Raw genomic sequence first — 18,788 nt, 5'->3', positions numbered from 1 at the left:
GTAGCCAAATGGCCAGAAAGGTGTGCGTATCAAACGCAGACCCGAGGAAGACGCGGCAGGAAAAATAATCCTCACATGCGAATGCAAAATATTCTCAAATGAGAGTGTCGAGGGATTATTTTCGAGGCTCAATCCTGATATTGCCGTCGGCCAGGGCCACGGTTTTTACCGGCAGCAGGGCGGGCAGGGCGTTGAGCAGGGCGTCCGGATCATTCACGTCCAGATTGCCCGAGACCTTCAACTGCGCTACCGCGCTGTCCACCAACAACGGCGCCTGTGGCCGGTACAGGCTCAACTCGTCCATCAGGCTGGCCAGCTCGCGATTACGAAACGATACGTGCCCGCCGCGCCAATCGGCGACCTCGCCGGCTTCGAGGGTTTGCTGTTGCAAGGTGCCCTTGGCATAACTGAACGTGGCGCGCTGCTGGGCGCCGAGCAGCGTAGCTGGCACCTTGGCATTCGCGTCGAACGCGACTTGGCCGTGGGCCACGCTGACCACCAACTGTTGCTTGCTGCGCCGTACATCGAAGCCGGTGCCGACCACCCGCACATTGGCTTCACCGGCTTGCACGAACAGTGGCCGTTCCTTGTCGGGTGCCACCTCGATATACAGTTGCCCTTGATCCAGATGCACGACGCGCTGATGACTGTTGAAATCCAGCCGTAGGCGCGTGTTGGCATTGACGTACAAGGTGCTGCCGTCGGGCAAGTGCAAGGTGCGCATGCCCTTGGCATGGGCCGCGACCTGGGCGTGGAACAGCTCGCGCGGGGCGTCGAGATTGCTCGTCAGCAGGGCACACACCAAGGCGGCCGCCACCGCCAGGGCCGGGCGCCAGACTAACGTTTTGCGCACGGGCAGCGGTGTGGGTTTGTTCAGTTGCTGCAACTGGGCGAGGTCGGCCCACAGCTGTTCGAATTCGGCGTAGGCACGGGCATGCGCCGGCTCGGACTGCCAGGCGGCAAACGCCTTGCGGTCGGCGCGACCGGCGTCATTGCGGTTGCGCGCAAACCAGCTGGCGGCTTGGGCATCGATGGAGTCGCGGGCCTCGATGTCACAGCTGTCGATGTCGCTCAGGCGGGTCATTCTGGCTGCTCCTTGCCCTGTTCTTGTTGAAGTCGCTGCTTGCAATGCAGCAAGGCAAAAGCGATGTGCTTTTCCACCATGCTGACGGAAACGCCCATGCGTTCGGCGATCTGCGCCTGGCTCAGGCCTTCGAAGCGGTGCAGCATAAGGGCTTCTCGTCTTCTCGGCGAGAGTTCAGAGAGGACTTCTTTCAACTGTTCCAGGCGTTGCAGGCGTTGCGCGGCGGCCATGGGATCGTCTCGCGAGTCGCTGACAGGTTCGGCATCCAGTTCGGCCTGTTGCTGGTGGACGGTGTGCCGCACCTTTTGTTTGCGCCAGTGATCGCGCAGCAGATTGCGCGCCATCTGGAACAGAAACGCCCGTGGCTGCTCGACCTGGGCGCGGTCGCGGTAGTCCAGCCACTGGGTGAAGACGTCCTGGGTCATGTCTGCCGCGTCGCTGGCGTTGTCCGTGCGTTTGCGCAGGAAATGCAGGATATCTGCATAAAACCTGCGAAAAGCATCGGCCGACAGCGGGTCGGGCTTGGGACGAGACATGGATATCCTTCTTGACGAAGCACGACGTGGAAAAGTCGCGAATGATATCGAGAACTATTATCATTTGTCTCTAGTGAAATTCTACGGAGGAATGCGGACTGAATGTGGGAGCGGCTTGCTCGCGAAGGCGGTGAATCAGTCGACATATTAATTGACTGACCCACCGCCTTCGCGAGCAAGCCCGCTCCCACCTTTGGATGGCGTTTCAGCGCAACAGGGTCAGCAGTGCTTGCAACTGAACACGGCCAGGCTCACCCAGCGGGAACACCGGCAACCGTGGATCCCCCGACTCCAGCCCCGTCAGCTGCAAACCGGCCTTGATCGTCGCCGGCAAGCCGCCTTTGAGGATGAAGTCCAGCAACGGCAACTGGCGATAAAACAGTTCCCGGGCTTTCTCCAGGTCATTGGCCAAAACGGCTTCATACAAATCCAGGTTGAGCTGCGCAATCAGGTTCGGCGCCGCCGTGCACCATCCCTTCGCCCCTGCCGCAAACGCCTCCAGTGCCAGCGGATTGCAGCCGTTGTAGAACGGCACCTGGCCCTCGCTACGCCGATGCAGTTGGTGCATGCGCTGAATATCCCCGGTGCTTTCCTTGACCATGGTCACGTTGTCGACGCTGTCGACGATGCGCAGGATCAAGTCCACCGACATATCGGTGCCGCTGGTGGCCGGGTTGTTGTAGAGCATGATCGGCACGCCGATGCTGTCGCCAATGGCCGCGTAGTGAGCGAGGATTTCCGCTTCGCTGAGCTTCCAGTAAGAGGCCGGCAATACCATCACTACGTCCGCACCGTGGGCTTCGGCAAACTGCGCGCGACGCACGGCCTTGGCGGTGGTCAGGTCGGAGACGCTGACGATGGTCGGCACGCGTTTGCCCACTTTCTGGATGCTGTAGGCGGCGACTTCATCCCACTCCGCATCGCTGAGGTAGGCGCCTTCGCCGGTGCTGCCCAGCGGGGCGATAGCGTGCACGCCGCTGTCGACCAGGCGGTCGATCGAAAGCCCCAGGGCGTCCAGGTCAATGCGCTGGCCGTCCGCGCTGAACGGGGTGATGGTGTAGCCGATAATGCCGTGAATAGAAGGGCTGGACATGGAAAAGGCTCCGGTCGAAAAAGGGTTTCAGTTCAGGCAATCGGCGTGTTGGCGCAGGTTCTGCCGAGCGTAGTAGTTGAACGCAGCGCCGTGGCGCTTGGGCTTGGAAATCCAGTCATGGGCTTCGCGGCCCAGCTCCGGCAGGATCGGTTTGATCGTGCCGGCGGCCATCGCCAGCAGCTGCAACTTGGCGGCACGCTCGATCAACTGTGCGATCACACAGGCTTCCTCGATGCTCGCCCCGGTGGACAATTGGCCGTGGTGAGAAAGCAGAATCGCGCGTTTATCCCCCAGGGCGGCGGTGATGATTTCGCCTTCTTCGTTGCCCACCGGCACGCCGGGCCAGGCTTCGAGGAACGCGCAGTCTTCGTACAGCGGGCAGAGGTCCATGTGGGACACCTGCAGCGGCACTTCCAGCATCGACAACGCAGCGATATGAGTCGGGTGAGTGTGGATGATGCAATTCACATCCGGGCGACCGCGGTACACCCAGCTGTGGAAACGGTTGGCCGGGTTGGGCATGCCGTGGCCTTCCAACACTTCCAGGTCTTCATTGACCAGCAGCAGGTTGCTGGCGGTGATCTCATCGAAACCCAGGCCGAGTTGTTGGGTGTAATAGGTGCCCGGACTGGGGCCGCGTGCGGTGATCTGCCCGGCCAGGCCGGAGTCGTGGCCGTTTTCGAACAGGATCCGGCAGGTGAGTGCCAGCTTTTGCCGGTCGGTCCACGTATTATCCGCCAGGGTGTTTTGCATCTGGCTCAGCGCTTGCTTGACCAGTTGGTCTTTCGGGAGTGCTAATGTCTTGGCCATATCAGTGTCCTTGTTCGTCGCAAATGACACGAAAGAGACTATATGACACAAAGTGTCATTGGCAAGCATTCATCATCGCCTCTTTAATGGATTAACCGCTGCACATGTCTATCCGTTTGAAAATACTGAGAAAAAAACTTGGTGTGACCCTGGAGTCGCTCGCGGAGAAATCCGGGATGACCAAGAGTTACCTGTCGAAAGTCGAGCGCGGGCTGAATACGCCTTCGATTGCTGCGGCGCTGAAGTTGGCCAAGGCGTTGAATGTGAAGGTTGAAGAGCTGTTCAGTGAAGACAACATCAGCCTCGACAGTTACAGCCTGGTGCGTAGTCACGAACGGCAGGCGTTGTCGGGCACCGATGCGTCACCAGGGTATGCGGTGTTGGCGCATCAGGTCAGTGAGCGCAGTTTGTTGCCGTTTATCATTTACCCGCCGGCGGAGTTCACCGACAAGACCTTCAAGGAGCATTTGGGGGAGGAGTTTTTGTTTGTGCATGAAGGCCAGGTTGAGGTGGATTTCATGAGTGAGCGGGTGGTGTTGAATCGGGGGGATGCGTTGCATTTCAATGCGCAGAAGCCCCACCGGATTCGGTCGGTGGGGGAGGTTCAGGCGCAGCTTTTGGTGGTGGTGCATAGCGCTGAGGAGTGATGGTGGGGGTGGGGGCATATCCGTTATTTGTGTGATGGCCGCTGACGGTTCCGCTCTTACAGCGGCTCACTTTTGAAGAGCGCAAAAGTAAGCAAAACGCTCTTGCCCCACCACTCGGCTCCTCGCCTAGGCTCGGAGTGCCCTCACTCCGGCTTTGGACCGTGGGCCGCCGCGCTGGGCCATCCTTGGCCCAGCGCGGCTAACCCGGCGTCCTGCCGGGTTACCCACGCTCCAAAGCCTGCGTTCGGCCAGCGTGGTTTAACGGGGCGCCTAAGATCAAGATCAAAAGCAAGAGCACAGCGGCCTACCGGCCGGCTTGAGTGTTTAAAAGCAAAATCAAAAGCTAAAGCGGGCACGGTCAAATGTGGGAGCTGGCTTGCCTCGATAGCATCAACTGGGTGTACCTGATGCACCGAGGTGTCTGCATCGCAGGCAAGCCAGCTCCCACAGAAAAGCAGAGCTGCATCCGCTTCAGATTTGGCTTTCGCTCTGGGTCTTGCCTTTGCTTTTAACACTCAAGCCGGCCGGTAGGCCGCTGTGCTCTGCTTTTGATCTGCTTTTGATTTTGATCTGCGGGCCCCGTTAACCACGATGGCCGCAAGTAGGCACGGTGGAGCGGGTAAATCGGCAGGGATGCCGATTTAGCCGCGCCGGGCCATGGATGGCCCGTCGCGGCGGCCCGCGGAATCGGGCCGGAGTGCGGGCATGCCGAGCCTAGGCGAGGCACCGAGTGGTGGGGCAAAGCGTTTTTTGGTTACTTTTTTAGGCGTTTGTAAAAAAGTGACCCGCTGTAAGAGCGGAACCCTAAGCCGCCGTTACCGCAGACAACGGATATGTACACCCCACCCCAGCCCACCCCCATCACCGCTCCACGGGCACCGAAAGCCCCGAACCCCCAAGCGCATGACTACGCGCATCAAAAAACCGCAACTCCACATCCACCCCCTCAAACAACGCTGCAAAACGCCGCTTCTGCTGCTGAATAAACCCCGCACTGCGGCCAAACACCGAAATCGCCAACATCGTGATCTTCGCCTGTCGAATCGCCTGCACCAGATGCACATCCTGCGCGCCGAGGTGATGCCCGAAGATGCACAACGCGCCCTCATGGCTCAACAACTGCTCATAACAGAACGACAAATAGTCAGAACTGCGAATGGTCTTCAACTTCTCCTCAACCTTGCCCTCGCTGACAAACAACGGCACATCATCCAGCGTCTTGATCGTGTTGTTGATCGCAAAACTGCTGAGCAACGTACTGTCAGTGGTCGGCAATTTACGCGCCGTACCGTCAAGGTTACGCACCAGGTGCAAACCACCATGCAGATACAAAATGCGCGGGGTGTCGCAGCCAGTATTGCGCAGGTCAAAGCTCGCATCCGCACTGCGAAACAGATCATCGATTCCCGGCGCCTGCAGGATCGCCCAGTAGTTGAGCAGGTCGTAATTGCTGGTGAATACCGTCGGATAACTCGCCAACTCCTGATGAATCGTCGCCAGCGTCGAAGGCTTCACCAGGCGCCACGGAATGTGCACGCTGTGGATCGTGTTGATCAGTGCTTCCTTGATCGCGTAGTAGCGATTGCGCGGCGCCGCCGAGCTGACCGCCAAGGCTTTGTTGACCCGGCTGGTGGTTTTCAGCGCGCCCAGCACCTGTTCGAAACTGCGGGTCTGCATCGCGTCAAACACGCTGAGCTCGGACTGGCTCAGGGGTTTTTCTTCCACGGTGCGGGCGTTTTCGAACAGTGAGTCGTAGGCAAAGTCTTCCCACACTGCGCGGCTGGCGCCGTTGCCGATCAGGATCCCGCTGAAGGCGGTACTGCTGCGCAAGGCGTTCCAGTCTTCAAGGTGGGCGTCAAAATCCTGGGAATCCTTCATTGCGGCGGGTCTACTCAAAAACGGCTGGGCGGTGACTTTATCACGAGCGGGCGTTGATCCTGGTCAAGATGCCGCAGGCAATCGAGGTCGATGCTGTAGGCATAACGACTTTCGAGGATTCGCCACCATGAGCAGCACCTTCTTCATTCCATCCGTCAACATCATGGGCATCGACTGCCTCGACGACGCCATGACCGCGATTCGCAACTACGGCTTTCGCAAGGCGCTGATCGTCACTGACGCCGGGATGGCCAAGGCAGGTGTCGCCAGCATGATCGCCGAGAAACTCGCGATGCAGGACATCGACTCGGTGATCTACGACGGCGCCAAGCCCAACCCGAATGTCGAGAACGTCGAAAAAGGCCTGGCGTTGCTGAAACAGAGCGCCTGCGATTTCGTGGTGTCCCTCGGCGGTGGCTCACCCCATGACTGCGCCAAGGGCATTGCCCTGTGTGCGACCAACGGCGGGCACATCGGCGATTACGAAGGTGTCGACCAGTCGGCCAAACCGCAACTGCCGCTGGTGGCCATTAACACCACCGCCGGCACCGCCAGCGAAATGACCCGTTTCTGCATCATCACCGACGAAACCCGTCACGTGAAAATGGCCATCGTCGACCGCAACGTCACGCCGCTGCTGTCGGTCAACGACCCGGCGCTGATGGTCGGCATGCCCAAGGGCCTGACTGCCGCCACCGGCATGGACGCGCTGACCCACGCGATCGAAGCCTATGTGTCCACCGCCGCCAATCCGATCACCGACGCCTGCGCGATCAAGGCCATCGAACTGATCAGCGCCAACCTGCGGATTGCGGTGCGCGACGGCCAAGACATGGCCGCCCGGGAGAACATGGCGTATGCGCAGTTCCTTGCCGGCATGGCCTTCAACAATGCGTCCCTGGGGTTCGTACACGCCATGGCGCACCAGTTGGGCGGGCTGTATGACTTGCCCCACGGCGTGTGCAATGCGGTGCTGTTGCCCCATGTGCAAAGCTTCAACGCCAGCGTCAGCGCCGAACGCCTGAGCCATGTGGCACGGGCCCTTGGCGCAGACATCAAAGGGACGTCGGTGGAAGAGGGCGCCCAGGCGGCCATCGCGGCGATTCGCAGCCTGTCCCAGGACGTGGAAATTCCTGCCGGGCTGCGGGAGCTGGGCGCCAAGTTGCAGGACATCCCGCTGCTGGCGTCCAACGCCCTGAAGGACGCTTGCGGCCTGACCAACCCACGGCGCGCGGATCAGCGTCAGATTGAAGAGATCTTCCGCAGCGCGTTTTGATCAGCCCTGGCCATGGCGACGCACAGCAGTGCGCCGCCCGCCAACACCACGCACAACACCGCCAACGGCCAGGCCTGCTGACTCGCCAACAGGCTGGCCACGCCGCCGATCGCCGCCGCCATCAACTGATGCATAAAACCGCTCAAGGCCATGGCGTAGGAGCCGCTCACCGGTGATTCATCATTGGCCAGCGACAGGCTGATGGGATAACTCATCGATTGCCCGAACACCGCCAGGCAATACGGCAGCCATAGCAGGATCGCCAGCCCATTGGCAAACAGGCTGCCCAGCAACATCGTCGCGCTGCCGCACATCACCAACGCCACGCCCCAACTCATCATCGACAGGCGCCCGGTGCGGGCTACGAGGCGATTGACCATCAACGCCCCCGCCAGATACGCCCCGCTGATCGGCCAGCCGAGCCAGCCATATTGCGCGGCGCTCCACTGGAAATGGCCCTGCAAAATCAACGGTGCGCAGGTGTTGAACGCGATGATCACCCCGTAGCCCAAACCGCCCGCCAACGCAGGCCGCAGGAACGCCGGATGGCGCAGGATCGTGCCGTAGATGCGCCAGGCCGAGACGTGTCCAGAGGCTTTTTCCAATCTCGGAAATATCACCCGTTGCAGCGCAATCATCAAGCCGACAGCCGCCATCGACAGCCCATAAAAGATCGCTTCCCAGCCAAACGCCACTTGCAACAGCGACCCCACAAACTGCCCGATGCCCAAGGCGATCACGAACGTCATGCCCAGCCACGACAACCCTTTAGCCAACAGCGCACCGCTGAAACTGTCGCGAACCAGCACCCGGGCCATCACCGACACACCGCCCGCGCCGAGGCCTTGGACCAGCCGCAGGCCGAGGAACGATTCGAGACTGTAGGCGGACGGAATCGCCGCACTGGCCAGTGCATACAACGCCAACGCCGCCAGCAACACCGGCTTTCTGCCCAGGCGCTCACCGAGGCTGCCCCAGAGCAGCATCGGCAACGCCATGCCGATCAAATACACCGCCAGGGCCAGGGCCACCTGATCCTCGGCGGCTGGCAACGCGTGGGCAATCGCGGGTACGGCAGGTAAATAGCTGCTGATGCCAACCTGGGACAGAAAGGCCGCGCTGCAGGCGATGGCGAGGGTCGTGGTGCTTTTCAAGGGGCAAAAGATCCTGTTGAGCAGTAAGCTGCAAGCCGAAAGCTACAAGCTGCTAGTGTGTTTGTCTCTACCTGGCAGCTTGAAGCTAACCGCTTGTCGCTTAGGAACCAACCTTATGAGAGTTCTGCTATTCGGCGCCACCGGCATGGTCGGCCAGGGCGTGTTGCGCGAGTGCCTGCTGGCCAGTGACGTGCAGGAAGTCGTCGCCGTCGGCCGTACCGCACTGACCCAGGAACACGGCAAGCTGCACCAGGTGCTGCATGCCGATATGTTCGATTTCCAGCCCCTGGAGCATCTGCTGCAAGGTTTCGACGCCTGCTTCTTTTGCCTGGGCGTTTCTTCGGTGGGCATGGACGAAGTCAAGTACACCCACCTGACATACGACCTGACCCTGGTGGCCGCCAGCACCCTGGCGCGGCTCAACCCACAGATGACTTTCATCTACGTGTCCGGCGCCGGGACTGACAGCAGCGAAACCGGCAAAACCATGTGGGCACGGATCAAGGGCAAGACCGAGAGCGCGTTGCTGCGCCTGCCGTTCAAGGCGGTGTACCTGTTCCGTCCCGGGGTGATTCAGCCGTTGCACGGCGTGCGCTCGAAAACCCCGCTCTACCAGTCCATCTATACCGTGGTCGGCCCGTTGTTGTCGCTGCTGCGCCATGTGCGGCCGGCCTGGGTGGTGAGCACGGAAACCGTTGGCCGCGCGATGCTCGCGGCCGTCCGGCACGGCGCACCTCTGCCGGTGGTGGAGCAGGCCGATATCAATCGCCTGGCCACCGAGCGCGCCTAGATGCTGCACAAAAGCCTGGTTCGTCGCCTTGATCTGATCACGCTGCAGTTGTTTGTGGCGGTGCATGAAGAAGGCACGCTGACCCGCGCTGCGGCCCGCGAAGCCATTGCAGTCTCGGCCGCCAGCAAGCGTTTGATGGAGCTGGAACAGGTGTTGGGCGTGAGCCTGTTTGTGCGCCAGGCCAAGGGCATGCAGCTCACGGCCGCCGGCGAGACCTTGCTGCACCATGCGCGGCAGATGCTGTTCAACGTCGAGAAGATGGGCCTGGAGCTGGGCGAACACAGCCACGGCGTGCGCGGTTATGTGCGGATGCTGGCGAACCTCTCGGCGATCATTCAGTTCCTTCCGGAAGACTTGCGCGACTTTTCCGCACTGCACCCGCAGGTCAAAGCCGACCTGGAAGAGCGACCCAGCAATGGCGTGGTCCAGGGCGTGATCGATGGGGTGGCGGACCTGGGTATCTGCTCCAGCGACACCGACACCAAAGGCCTGCCCGGCGTGACCTATCGTCGGGACAAGCTGGTGGTGCTGATGCCAGCGGATCACCCGTTGGCATCGCGCAAGGCCCTGGCGTTTGTCGAGACGCTGGACAGCGACTACGTGGGGCTGCATTCCGCCAGCTCGATCAACATGCGCACCCACGCGGCGGCGCGGGAGGCGGGCAAGGTCTTGCGCCTGCGGATCCATGTGCCGGGTTTTGATGCCATGTGCCGGATGGTCCAGGCCAACATGGGCATCGGCATCCTGCCGCAAAAGGCCTACGAGTTGTTTGGCCGGGCATTGGGCTTGCACGCGGTGCCGCTGACGGATGCCTGGTCGGACCGCAGCCTGATCCTGGTGGTGCGTGATGAGGCGCAGCTGTCACCGGTGAGTCGGTTGTTGTTCGACTACCTGCGGCGAGAGCAGGCGTAAGCAAACCCTGTGGCGAGGGAGCTTGCTGTGGCGAGGGAGCTTGCTCCCGCTGGGCTGCGTAGCAGCCCCCAAAAAAACCGGGAGCGCTACGCACTCCAGCGGGAGCAAGCTCCCTCGCCACACCCAACGCTTACTCAAGCCTTCGCATTTCGCGAACGCTCGTTGCCAACTGACGGTTGGATTTCTACAGCCCGTGTCCTCTAGCCTTGGCCCACATTCCAAGAACAAGAGGTACACCCGATGACGGCTCCCCTGAGCGGTATCAAGGTGATCGAGATCGGCACCCTGATTGCCGCGCCTTTCGCCGCCCGGCTGATGGCCGAGTTTGGCGCCGAGGTAATCAAGATCGAAGCCATGGGGCAGGGCGATCCGCTTCGCAAATGGCGAAAGCTGCACGAAGGCACGTCGCTGTGGTGGTACCTGCAATCGCGCAACAAGAAGTCCCTGGCCCTGGACCTCAAGTCCGCAGAAGGCCTGGACCTGGTCAAACAATTGCTGGGCGACGCCGACGTGCTGATCGAAAACCTGCGCCCCGGCGGCCTGGAAAAACTCGGCCTGGGCTGGGACGTGCTGCACGCCCTCAACCCCAAGCTGACGTTGGTGCGTATCTCGGGCTACGGCCAGACCGGCCCTTATCGCGATCGCCCGGGCTTCGGCGCCATCGGCGAGGCCATGGGCGGGATTCGCTACACCACCGGCAACCCGGATTCGCCACCGGCGCGGGTTGGCGTGAGCCTCGGTGATTCCCTGGCGTCGCTGCACGGCGTGATCGGCGCGCTGATGTCGTTGCTGCGGGTCAAGACCGGCCAGGGCGACGGCCAGGTCGTCGACGTGTCCCTGGCTGAAAGCGTATTCAATCTGATGGAAAGCCTGGTGCCGGAATACGACATGCTCGGCCATGTGCGTGAACGCAGCGGCGGCGCCTTGCCCGGCATCGCACCCTCCAACACTTACCTGACCGCCGACGGCGCCTACGTGGTGATCGCCGGCAACAGCGACCCGATCTACAAGCGCCTGATGCTCGCCATCGGCCGCGCCGACCTGGCCGAAGCGCCGGAGTTTGCCCACAACGATGGCCGCGCCGCCAAGAGCGGCCTGCTCGATGCCGCCATCACCCACTGGACCAGCAGCTTGCCCATCGACCAGGTGCTCAGCGCCCTGGAAGCCGCCGAAGTGCCGGCGGGGCGCATCTATTCAGTGGCCGATATCGTCGCCGATCCGCACTACCAGGCCCGGGACATGCTGCTCAGCGCCGACCTGCCCGGCGGCCTCACGGTGAAGATGCCCGGCATCGTGCCCAAGCTGTCGGAAACCCCTGGCGCGGTGAATTGGCAGGGCCCGAGCCTGGGCCAGCACACTGATTCGATCCTCGGCGACCTGGGCTTGAGCGGGGCCGATATTCAACGTCTGAAAACCTCGGGAGTGGTGCAATGAAAAGCTATTCCGATGCCTTGATCGTGCAGGAAGTCTCGCCCCGGGATGGGCTGCAAATCGAGCCGACCTGGGTTGAGACCGTCGATAAGATCGCGCTGATCGATCAACTGTCCCAAGCGGGTTTTTCCCGGATCGAAGCCGGTTCGTTTGTTTCACCCAAGGCCATTCCCGCGTTGCGCGATGGCGAGCAAGTGTTCCAGGGCATCACCCGTCGCCCCGGGATTATCTACGTGGCCTTGATCCCCAATCTCAAGGGCGCCCAGCGCGCCGTCGAGTCCCGGGCTGATGAGTTGAACCTGGTGATGTCCGCCAGCCAGACCCATAACCTGGCGAATATGCGCATGCGTTGCGAAGCCTCGTTGGCGGCGTTCGGCGACATCGTGAGTTTTGCTGCCGACTATCCGGTGCGCCTCAACGGCAGCATCGCCACCACTTTCGGCTGCCCGTTCGAGGGCAAGATTGATGAAGACCGTGTGCTGCAATTGGTCGACGCCTACCGCGAGTTGGGCACCCAGGGCATCAGTCTGGCGGACACCACCGGCATGGCCAACCCGCGTCAGGTCGAACGCCTGGTCAAACGCGTTCTGGAACGTGTTCCGGCGAGCGACCTGACCCTGCACTTCCACAACACCCGCGGCCTGGGTTTGTGCAACGTGCTGGCCGCCTACGAGGCCGGAGCGCGACGTTTTGATGCGGCACTGGGCGGCCTCGGCGGCTGCCCGTTTGCTCCCGGCGCGTCGGGCAATATCTGCACCGAAGACTTGGTCAACCTGTGTGACGAAGTCGGGATTCACACCGGTATCGACCTGCCTCACTTGCTGAAAATGTCGCGGCAACTGCCGGCCCTGCTCGGCCATGAACTCCCGGGCCAGGTGGCCAAGGCCGGGCGCAATTGCGACCTGCATCCGCCGCCGGCCTACATCGCCACCTTGTAAGCCGCCACCAGACAACAAAAACAATCGGACGCCTGCGAGCAGTCCGCTGGAGAGAAACAATGAGCCTTAATACGTTGGAGGTCGGCGTGCGCCCGGCCGCTGAACACGATGCGGAAAAAGCCCTGGTCAGCAAGGTCGCCTGGCGCCTGATGCCGCTGATCATGGTCTGCTACCTGTTCGCGTTTTTTGACCGTATCAACATCAGCTTCGCTAAGTTCCAGCTGCAGACCGACCTGAGTTTGAGCGACACCGCTTACGGCCTCGGCGCCGGGCTGTTTGTGGTCGGCTATGTGATCTTCGAAGTGCCGAGCAACATGATGCTGTACAAGGTCGGCGCTCGCCGCTGGATCGCGCGCATCATGATGTCGTGGGGGCTGGCGACGGCGGCGATGGTGTTTGTCACGGCCGAATGGCAGTTCTACGGGCTGCGTTTCATCATTGGTGCGATGGAGGCGGGGTTCGCGCCGGGCGTGTTGTATTACCTGACCTTGTGGTTCCCGCAGCACTACCGTGGGCGCATCACGTCGATGCTGTTTCTGGCCTCGGCGTTTGCCGGTCTGGTGGGCGCGCCGTTCTCCGGGCTGGTGCTGGAACACCTCGACGGTGTCCTGCAAATGCGCGGCTGGCACTGGCTGTTCTTGCTCGGTGGTTTGCCCTGCGTTGGCTTGGGTTTCCTGGTGCTCAAGCTGCTCAAGGACCGCATCGAGGATGCCCACTGGTTGACCTCGGCGGAGAAGACGTTGCTGGCCAGCCGCATTGCCGTGCATGAGCCCCACAAGAGCGGTGGCTCGCTGCTTGCGGCACTGCGTATTCCCGGTTTCCTGATGCTGGGCTTTATCTACTTCCTGATCCAGGTGGCGTCCTACGGCCTGAACTTCTGGGCGCCGCAATTGATCCGCAGCGCCGGTACCCAGAGCCCGGTGATGATCGGCCTGCTGACGGCGATTCCCTACGTCTGCGGCGCCATCAGCATGGTGGTGATCGGGCGTTTGTCGGACGCTACCGGCGAACGTCGCAAGTTTGTCAGCGGCCTGGTGGCGCTGGGGGCGGTGGGGTTCTTTTGTGCGGGGATCTTTGCCGATCACACCACGTTCCTGATCGTCGCCCTGAGCTTGCTGGGCGCGGGCATCATCGCCTCGATCCCGACCTTCTGGACCTTGCCGCCGAAGCTGTTGGCCGGTGCCGGCGCGGGCGCGGCGGGCGGGATTGCGGTGATCAACACCCTGGGCCAGTTCGGCGGCATCGTCAGCCCGGTGATGGTCGGCCGGATCAAGGACCTGACCGGCAGCACCACGCCGGCGCTGTATGTCATCGGCGTGTGTGCACTGCTGGCGGCGGCGCTGTTGCTGTGGGGCTTGCCGCAGAAGCTGCGCACCCTCGACAAGCGCTGATCAGCCGGCCGTGCGCCACGCCGGGTGGAGACCCGGCGTTGAAGTGGTTGAATGGGCAGGTACAGGGAACAGTGTCGGGCCTGTTTGGCAGCAAGATTTGACGACCGTTCGTCGCACTGGCAAGTTTTTTCTAAACCTTTATCGCCCTGAAAATTCAGATTCAGAGCTGGGCTCATTTCCCTGCACCTGTTTATTACCTGGAGGAACTCATCATGAGCTGCATGGCTATCCGGTTACGCACCGCCAGTTTCGCGATGCTGCTGGGCCTCGGCGCCAGCAGTGCTTTCGCCCAGTCGCCTGCCGATTTCATCGAGCAGGCTTCGGCCAAGGGCATGGCCGATATCGAGACCAGCCGCATGGCACACGCCAAGACGTCGTCCCAGGAAATCAAGGACTACACCATCGAAGTCATCAATGAACGCACCCTGGCCAATCAGCATCTGGCGGCCATTGCCAAGAAGCTCGACTTGCCGGTGGCCCCACGGGACAAGATCGTCGACAAGGCCGAATCGCTGATGCCTGAACTCAAGGACGGCGATTCGTTTGACGCCGCCTACACCGCCGAGCAGGTCAAGGCCAATGAAGACGCGATCGCGCTGTTCAAGCAGGAAGGTGCCGAGTCCGACATTCCGGAAATAAAGGCCCTGGTGGATGAGACCCTGCCCAAGTTGGAAGAGCGCCTGGAGAAAGCCCGGGCGTTGGCGTCGACTTACGGTAAAGGTCACCAAGGCGACGGTTGATTGCGTTGAGTACTTCATAAAAAACGGCGGCTGGATCACTCCAGCCGCCGTTTTTTTATGCCTGGTTAAAGTCCGTCTTGGGGCGGTCACCGTCATTCGGTGCTTCGGTCACCAGCGTGGTGACGGTGATGGTTTCGCTGTCGCCCATGGTCTTGTATTCCTTGCGCAATTTCTCAAGTTGCTTGCGATCAAGGCCATCGAGGCTCAGCACCGCGTTTTGCGCGTCTTTGGTGGCGCGTAGCAACTCGTCGATCTTGATATGCAAAATGTCGTTGTCGCGGTTTTGCGTGTTCTGGATCAGGAACACCATCAGAAAGGTGATGATGGTGGTGGAGGTGTTGATGATCAGCTGCCAGGTGTCGTTGTAGTGGAAATATGGCCCGCTCAGACTCCACAGGAGGATCAACGCTACCGCCGCGTAGAACGTGCGGGCGCTGCCTGCCCAGCGGGACAGGGATTGTGAGATGGCGGAGAATTTCATGACCGTTTTCCTTTAAGGGGGGATGAAAATACTGACCGCAGGCGTGTTCTGAAATTTCTTTTAACAAATGAGTTTTGAACAGAGTTGTATGTTTTTCCGTTGGGCTTTTAGGACGGGTCCTACGTTGCCTGGAAGCGTCGAGGGGAACACTAGGCTTTTGTCGGGACCTACCCCATGCATTCCACCGCAACCTGCGATCTGGCCGCTCTTTATCACCATACCGAAGAGCATTTCTTAACGGCGCTCTGCCCGCTGATTCACCGCTACAGCGCCTGCGTAAATGCGTATTTTGCCGACGAGCATCCCGTCCCCTGGAACCTGCTGATTGTCCTGGTGGGCAGTTCGGCACTGGACCACTCAATGGACGCTCCGCTGGAGCTGATTCGCCGTACCCCACTGCCGATACGTGTCTTGATTCATCAAGACACGGTGGAGGGCCTGGGCGAGGTGCTGATAGGGATGGGCTTTGTTGCAGTAGAGCGGACGACAGCCATGGTCCTGGAACTATCGACGTTTACCCCGGTGTCGAGGGATAGCGACCTGAACATCCACCTGACTCGGCACTTGAGCGAGTGGGCCGGGCCGATTGGCAGTGCGTACGCGCTGCAGCAGGGTAGCATCGCGCACTACCAGGCACGGCATCAGAGAGCCTTGGACAGCGATCAAGGCCTTTACCACTTCACACTGTCAGTCAGCGTCGGTGTGGTGTGTGCGTTGACGTTATCGATGTGCGATGGCGTGGCCCGGCTTAATGACATCGCGACTGAGATCGCCTGGCGCGGTAAAGGCTATGCCACGCAACTGATTCACGCGGCACTGGCTCACGCTCAGGCCCTGGGCGCCCGGCGCTGCTTTCTTGAGGCAACGCCACAGGGGTTGTCGCTTTATCGCAAGCAGGGTTTCAACCCGTTGTTCGAATATCAGGCGTTCATACGCGGGGCCGTGGTTCAAGCGGAACCGGATGGCGTTTGTGCCTGAACGCCATCCTCAAGCGCCAACAGGTACTGCTTGGCCTCAAGCCCGCCGGCGAAACCGGTCAAGCCGCCTGAAGCACCAATGACCCGATGGCACGGCGCAACAATCGAAATCGGATTGCGTCCGTTGGCTGCGCCCACCGCACGCACTGCCTTGGGGTTACCGATCTGTGCGGCGATCTGGCTGTAGCTGCGGGTCTGTCCGAACGGGATGGTCAGCAGCGCCTGCCAGACTTTCTTCTGGAAGTCGGTGCCGGAAAAGTCCAGTTCCAGCTCGAAACGGTTGCGGATACCGGCGAAATACTCCTTCAACTGCCGCTCGGTTTCCTGCAACACCGGGCTGTTATTGGCCTCTTGCAGGGCACCCAGGCGAACGCGGTTGGGGCGTTCTTTTTCCCAGAGGATCGCGGTGAGTTTTCCGTCACGGGCCACGAGGGTCAGTTGGCCGACGGGGGAAGGCATGTATTGGTATTCATAGGACATGGTCGGGCTCCTTGAGTGGGTATGGCTCTACGGTAGATAGGCTGGCCCATGGTGGAACTACGTTTCTTGCGGTCGAATTCGCGAACGACTTAGAAGTTCCAGTAAACCCAGTCGGCGTAATACGGATACCAATAAAACCACGAGAACCAGTACAGCGCCTTGATTACCGATGCCGTGCCGATGACAAAAAATGAAGCGATGTTGAGCAGCGTGATAATCACGGCAAATACGGTTACACGTCGGCTGGCATGCAGTTGGGCAAACCGGGCGCCATAAACGGAGGCCGTGATGGACGCCAGCACCAGCACGAGCCCCAGCGGAAAGGGCAGCCTGAGAAACGAGAGCAGCAGAGGCGCGACCAGCACCCAGCCCAGTACTTTGCGCAGTACGGGGCTGGGCGTGCGGTGTGAGGGAGGGAGCATTGCGCGGTTCCTTGAAGTGCTGTTACCGGTCCTGTTGCAATACCTTGAGGGCAGCAGACGCAAGAAAGCCCGAGCGGCTTTTTTCTTCCGGATGATGCAGGACGTATTCGTCAATGCGGTTCAGCAGGTAGCCGGGCAACGTGATATTGAGTTTCTGTGCCTTGCCCAGGTACTTGGTGACATCAATATCCACCACCGCCCACGTGCAGCCGGCATATTGCGGGTTGGCGGCATGGAGGGTGACTTTCTGTGCTGTAGGAATGGGCGCACCGTCTTCTGCGAGGATCTCGAAGTGGCCTTCGATCGCTTCGCGGGCCATGGCCATGGCGTCGTCCAGATCATCTCCAGCTGAGAAGCAACCGGGAATGTCCGGGACTTCCACACCCCAGGCATGGTCCTCGTCACCGGTTGAAATTGCGATTGGGTACAGCATGTTTGTTGTCCTCCACGAACGTATTAGCTGAGCAGAGCTTGTTTCAAAATGCTCTTTGCGGTCTTGTCCAGCAGGTCCTTTTTAGGATGGGGAATCGTCACAAGCCCCGGCTTTGTCGGGTGCTTGAAATGATGATGGCTGCCTCTGATTCGCACCAGGTACCAGCCATCCGCAACGATGTGACCTATCAAATAACGGCTGTCCACATCACCTCCTTGTGGTGTGTGTTGGTGGAGACTATAACCACTGAAGATAAATTATCAACACTCTACCTACCAGCGGTCGACGACCGATGTTGTTGTAGGTGGTGTATGCAGTGTATGAGCGTGTGGGGACGGCGCCCGGCGGAGGTATTGCGAGGTTTTTCGGCAGAGCAATCAGGTTTGCTGACGAGCCTGGAGCAACTCATCAATCACGTTCAAAAATGCCGTAACCATCAAGCTGCTCCCATCGTTGCGCGTCAGAACAAGTAACCGAGCATACGCATCCAGATCCACCAACGGCCGATACGTCACGCCCTTATTCATCAAACTCTGAGTACATTCCGGCACCAGCGCCACACCTTGGCCCGCCGCCACCAGTGCAATGATCGAGGTAATTTGCCGCCCCGACGGCCCGGCCCGCAGTGGCAAACCCTTGCGCCGGTAAAGCTGCTCAATGGACTGGTTAAGCCCCGAGCCATAATCGGCTGGGAACAGAATCAACGGATACCCACTTAACTGCGCCAGGCTGACCTCGGCCTGGTTGGCCAACGGGCTGTCGCTGGACACCGCCGCCACCAGCCGCTCCTCACCCAACGACAAGGCTTGTACCTCAGTCTGACCGTCCTGGGGCAGTAGCCGGCTCAGGCCGATATCCAGGCGCCCATCAGCCACCTGCGCGCCCAGGCTCCCGGAGGCGCATTCCACCAGCGTCAATTGCACATCGGGAAAGCGTTGGGCGAAGGCCTGAATCGCCTGGCTGAACAAGTCCGACAGGGCTATGGAACTCACGTAACCGAGCGCCAGTTGCCCGGCGGCGCCTGCGGCCAGTTTGCCGGCGATGACGTCGGCGAGGTCGACCTGTTCCAGCACCGCCCGTGCGTAGGGCAGGAACGAGCGGCCCTGAGGCGTGAGCGAAACCGTGCGACTGGTGCGGTCGAACAGGCGAAACCCCAGTTCAGCCTCCAGCGCGGAAATCTGCCGGGTCAACGGCGGCTGGGCCAGGTGCAGGCGAATGGCGGCGCGGCCGAAGTGCAATTCTTCGGCGACGGTCAGAAAGTAACGCAGCTTGCGTAGGTCGAGCATCCTGGCCCCAGGGTATTGATCGGTTCGAA

At 60.7% G+C, this 18,788-nt stretch carries 21 protein-coding genes; 9 read left to right on the top strand and 12 right to left on the bottom strand.

The features are described from left to right. Positions 1-115 precede the first annotated feature (115 nt). The 4 genes from D109_RS0125085 to D109_RS0125070 all read right to left on the bottom strand — a co-directional run bounded on the left by D109_RS0125085 (position 116) and on the right by D109_RS0125070 (position 3,523). Positions 116-1,084, bottom strand: a complete 969-nt coding sequence (locus D109_RS0125085) for a FecR domain-containing protein (protein WP_017479305.1) — start codon at positions 1,082-1,084, stop codon at positions 116-118. Further along, complete coding sequence (locus tag D109_RS0125080) at positions 1,081-1,620, bottom strand: RNA polymerase sigma factor (protein ID WP_017479304.1); 540 nt, start codon at positions 1,618-1,620, stop codon at positions 1,081-1,083. Before D109_RS0125080 ends, D109_RS0125085 begins: the two co-directional genes overlap by 4 nt. A gap of 205 nt (positions 1,621-1,825) precedes the next feature. Further along, the gene (locus tag D109_RS0125075) at positions 1,826-2,713 is read right to left on the bottom strand and encodes a dihydrodipicolinate synthase family protein (RefSeq protein WP_017479303.1); all 888 of its coding nucleotides are present in this window, start codon (positions 2,711-2,713) and stop codon (positions 1,826-1,828) included. Positions 2,714-2,740: 27 nt separating this feature from the next. Next, entirely contained in the window at positions 2,741-3,523 is a 783-nt protein-coding gene (locus D109_RS0125070; protein WP_017479302.1) for an aldolase, read from the bottom strand. Between the two features lie 104 nt (positions 3,524-3,627). Here D109_RS0125070 and D109_RS0125065 point away from each other — a divergent pair, with 104 nt between their 5' ends. Continuing rightward, positions 3,628-4,170: a helix-turn-helix domain-containing protein gene (locus D109_RS0125065; protein WP_017479301.1), complete on the top strand. Its 543-nt coding sequence runs from the start codon at positions 3,628-3,630 to the stop codon at positions 4,168-4,170. 861 nt (positions 4,171-5,031) lie between these two features. On the opposite strand, the gene D109_RS0125060 is transcribed toward D109_RS0125065, so the two are convergent. Then, positions 5,032-6,048: a DUF4917 family protein gene (locus D109_RS0125060; RefSeq protein WP_017479300.1), complete on the bottom strand. Its 1,017-nt coding sequence runs from the start codon at positions 6,046-6,048 to the stop codon at positions 5,032-5,034. Between the two features lie 127 nt (positions 6,049-6,175). On the opposite strand from D109_RS0125060, the gene yiaY reads away from it, so the two are divergent. Next, positions 6,176-7,324 carry an L-threonine dehydrogenase gene (gene yiaY, locus D109_RS0125055; protein ID WP_017479299.1) on the top strand — a complete coding sequence of 383 codons (1,149 nt, stop codon included), beginning with the start codon at positions 6,176-6,178 and terminating at the stop codon, positions 7,322-7,324. On the opposite strand, the gene D109_RS0125050 is transcribed toward yiaY, so the two are convergent. Continuing rightward, positions 7,291-8,478, bottom strand: a complete 1,188-nt coding sequence (locus tag D109_RS0125050) for an MFS transporter (protein WP_017479298.1) — start codon at positions 8,476-8,478, stop codon at positions 7,291-7,293. The genes yiaY and D109_RS0125050 overlap by 34 nt on opposite strands. Before the next feature lie 115 nt (positions 8,479-8,593). On the opposite strand from D109_RS0125050, the gene D109_RS0125045 reads away from it, so the two are divergent. The 6 genes from D109_RS0125045 (at position 8,594) to D109_RS0125020 (ending at position 14,680) form a co-directional block, all read left to right on the top strand. Continuing rightward, positions 8,594-9,268, top strand: coding sequence for an NAD(P)H-binding protein (locus D109_RS0125045; protein WP_017479297.1), 675 nt, complete (start codon positions 8,594-8,596; stop codon positions 9,266-9,268). Continuing rightward, positions 9,269-10,180, top strand: coding sequence for a LysR substrate-binding domain-containing protein (locus tag D109_RS0125040; RefSeq protein WP_017479296.1), 912 nt, complete (start codon positions 9,269-9,271; stop codon positions 10,178-10,180). It begins immediately after the preceding gene. A gap of 240 nt (positions 10,181-10,420) precedes the next feature. Further along, positions 10,421-11,614, top strand: coding sequence for a CaiB/BaiF CoA-transferase family protein (locus tag D109_RS0125035; protein ID WP_017479295.1), 1,194 nt, complete (start codon positions 10,421-10,423; stop codon positions 11,612-11,614). Further along, entirely contained in the window at positions 11,611-12,549 is a 939-nt protein-coding gene (locus D109_RS0125030) for a hydroxymethylglutaryl-CoA lyase (RefSeq protein WP_017479294.1), read from the top strand. The genes D109_RS0125035 and D109_RS0125030 overlap by 4 nt, the downstream gene beginning before the upstream one ends. A gap of 59 nt (positions 12,550-12,608) precedes the next feature. Beyond that, the gene (locus tag D109_RS0125025; RefSeq protein WP_017479293.1) at positions 12,609-13,940 is read left to right on the top strand and encodes an MFS transporter; all 1,332 of its coding nucleotides are present in this window, start codon (positions 12,609-12,611) and stop codon (positions 13,938-13,940) included. 212 nt (positions 13,941-14,152) lie between these two features. After that, positions 14,153-14,680 carry a DUF4142 domain-containing protein gene (locus D109_RS0125020; protein WP_017479292.1) on the top strand — a complete coding sequence of 176 codons (528 nt, stop codon included), beginning with the start codon at positions 14,153-14,155 and terminating at the stop codon, positions 14,678-14,680. 55 nt (positions 14,681-14,735) lie between these two features. On the opposite strand, the gene D109_RS0125015 is transcribed toward D109_RS0125020, so the two are convergent. After that, on the bottom strand, positions 14,736-15,161 hold the full coding sequence (locus tag D109_RS0125015) for a low affinity iron permease family protein (RefSeq protein WP_017479291.1): 426 nt from the start codon (positions 15,159-15,161) through the stop codon (positions 14,736-14,738). Positions 15,162-15,335: 174 nt separating this feature from the next. Here D109_RS0125015 and D109_RS0125010 point away from each other — a divergent pair, with 174 nt between their 5' ends. Next, the gene (locus D109_RS0125010) at positions 15,336-16,139 is read left to right on the top strand and encodes a GNAT family N-acetyltransferase (protein ID WP_017479290.1); all 804 of its coding nucleotides are present in this window, start codon (positions 15,336-15,338) and stop codon (positions 16,137-16,139) included. Here the strand turns inward: D109_RS0125010 and D109_RS0125005 are convergent. From D109_RS0125005 to D109_RS0124985, 5 genes are all read right to left on the bottom strand, one after another. After that, entirely contained in the window at positions 16,109-16,618 is a 510-nt protein-coding gene (locus D109_RS0125005) for a methylated-DNA--[protein]-cysteine S-methyltransferase (RefSeq protein WP_017479289.1), read from the bottom strand. The two genes, D109_RS0125010 and D109_RS0125005, sit on opposite strands and share 31 nt — an antisense overlap. Before the next feature lie 89 nt (positions 16,619-16,707). Then, positions 16,708-17,040 carry a hypothetical protein gene (locus D109_RS0125000; protein ID WP_017479288.1) on the bottom strand — a complete coding sequence of 111 codons (333 nt, stop codon included), beginning with the start codon at positions 17,038-17,040 and terminating at the stop codon, positions 16,708-16,710. Positions 17,041-17,062: 22 nt separating this feature from the next. Next, the gene (locus D109_RS0124995) at positions 17,063-17,473 is read right to left on the bottom strand and encodes a type II toxin-antitoxin system HicB family antitoxin (RefSeq protein WP_003212074.1); all 411 of its coding nucleotides are present in this window, start codon (positions 17,471-17,473) and stop codon (positions 17,063-17,065) included. A 23-nt stretch (positions 17,474-17,496) separates the two neighbouring features. Then, positions 17,497-17,679 carry a type II toxin-antitoxin system HicA family toxin gene (locus D109_RS0124990; RefSeq protein ID WP_003189411.1) on the bottom strand — a complete coding sequence of 61 codons (183 nt, stop codon included), beginning with the start codon at positions 17,677-17,679 and terminating at the stop codon, positions 17,497-17,499. A gap of 171 nt (positions 17,680-17,850) precedes the next feature. Then, complete coding sequence (locus D109_RS0124985; protein WP_017479287.1) at positions 17,851-18,759, bottom strand: LysR family transcriptional regulator; 909 nt, start codon at positions 18,757-18,759, stop codon at positions 17,851-17,853. Positions 18,760-18,788: the final 29 nt, after the last annotated feature.

Origin of the sequence: Pseudomonas sp. PAMC 26793 (assembly GCF_000313235.1) — a bacterium.
Lineage (GTDB): Bacteria > Pseudomonadota > Gammaproteobacteria > Pseudomonadales > Pseudomonadaceae > Aquipseudomonas > Aquipseudomonas yamanorum.
Note: the sequence above shows the minus strand (reverse complement) of the source record. Positions and strands in the feature narration are given on the sequence as shown.

What these genes read in the sequence shown, in the direction of transcription:
- D109_RS0125085 (WP_017479305.1), bottom strand. Translation starts at nt 1,084, where the DNA reads ATGACCCGCCTGAGCGACATCGACAGCTGTGACATCGAGGCCCGCGAC.
- D109_RS0125080 (WP_017479304.1), bottom strand. Translation starts at nt 1,620, where the DNA reads ATGTCTCGTCCCAAGCCCGACCCGCTGTCGGCCGATGCTTTTCGCAGG.
- D109_RS0125075 (WP_017479303.1), bottom strand. Translation starts at nt 2,713, where the DNA reads ATGTCCAGCCCTTCTATTCACGGCATTATCGGCTACACCATCACCCCG.
- D109_RS0125070 (WP_017479302.1), bottom strand. Translation starts at nt 3,523, where the DNA reads ATGGCCAAGACATTAGCACTCCCGAAAGACCAACTGGTCAAGCAAGCG.
- D109_RS0125065 (WP_017479301.1), top strand. Translation starts at nt 3,628, where the DNA reads ATGTCTATCCGTTTGAAAATACTGAGAAAAAAACTTGGTGTGACCCTG.
- D109_RS0125060 (WP_017479300.1), bottom strand. Translation starts at nt 6,048, where the DNA reads ATGAAGGATTCCCAGGATTTTGACGCCCACCTTGAAGACTGGAACGCC.
- yiaY (WP_017479299.1), top strand. Translation starts at nt 6,176, where the DNA reads ATGAGCAGCACCTTCTTCATTCCATCCGTCAACATCATGGGCATCGAC.
- D109_RS0125045 (WP_017479297.1), top strand. Translation starts at nt 8,594, where the DNA reads ATGAGAGTTCTGCTATTCGGCGCCACCGGCATGGTCGGCCAGGGCGTG.
- D109_RS0125040 (WP_017479296.1), top strand. Translation starts at nt 9,269, where the DNA reads ATGCTGCACAAAAGCCTGGTTCGTCGCCTTGATCTGATCACGCTGCAG.
- D109_RS0125035 (WP_017479295.1), top strand. Translation starts at nt 10,421, where the DNA reads ATGACGGCTCCCCTGAGCGGTATCAAGGTGATCGAGATCGGCACCCTG.
- D109_RS0125030 (WP_017479294.1), top strand. Translation starts at nt 11,611, where the DNA reads ATGAAAAGCTATTCCGATGCCTTGATCGTGCAGGAAGTCTCGCCCCGG.
- D109_RS0125025 (WP_017479293.1), top strand. Translation starts at nt 12,609, where the DNA reads ATGAGCCTTAATACGTTGGAGGTCGGCGTGCGCCCGGCCGCTGAACAC.
- D109_RS0125020 (WP_017479292.1), top strand. Translation starts at nt 14,153, where the DNA reads ATGAGCTGCATGGCTATCCGGTTACGCACCGCCAGTTTCGCGATGCTG.
- D109_RS0125015 (WP_017479291.1), bottom strand. Translation starts at nt 15,161, where the DNA reads ATGAAATTCTCCGCCATCTCACAATCCCTGTCCCGCTGGGCAGGCAGC.
- D109_RS0125010 (WP_017479290.1), top strand. Translation starts at nt 15,336, where the DNA reads ATGCATTCCACCGCAACCTGCGATCTGGCCGCTCTTTATCACCATACC.
- D109_RS0125005 (WP_017479289.1), bottom strand. Translation starts at nt 16,618, where the DNA reads ATGTCCTATGAATACCAATACATGCCTTCCCCCGTCGGCCAACTGACC.
- D109_RS0125000 (WP_017479288.1), bottom strand. Translation starts at nt 17,040, where the DNA reads ATGCTCCCTCCCTCACACCGCACGCCCAGCCCCGTACTGCGCAAAGTA.
- D109_RS0124995 (WP_003212074.1), bottom strand. Translation starts at nt 17,473, where the DNA reads ATGCTGTACCCAATCGCAATTTCAACCGGTGACGAGGACCATGCCTGG.
- D109_RS0124985 (WP_017479287.1), bottom strand. Translation starts at nt 18,759, where the DNA reads ATGCTCGACCTACGCAAGCTGCGTTACTTTCTGACCGTCGCCGAAGAA.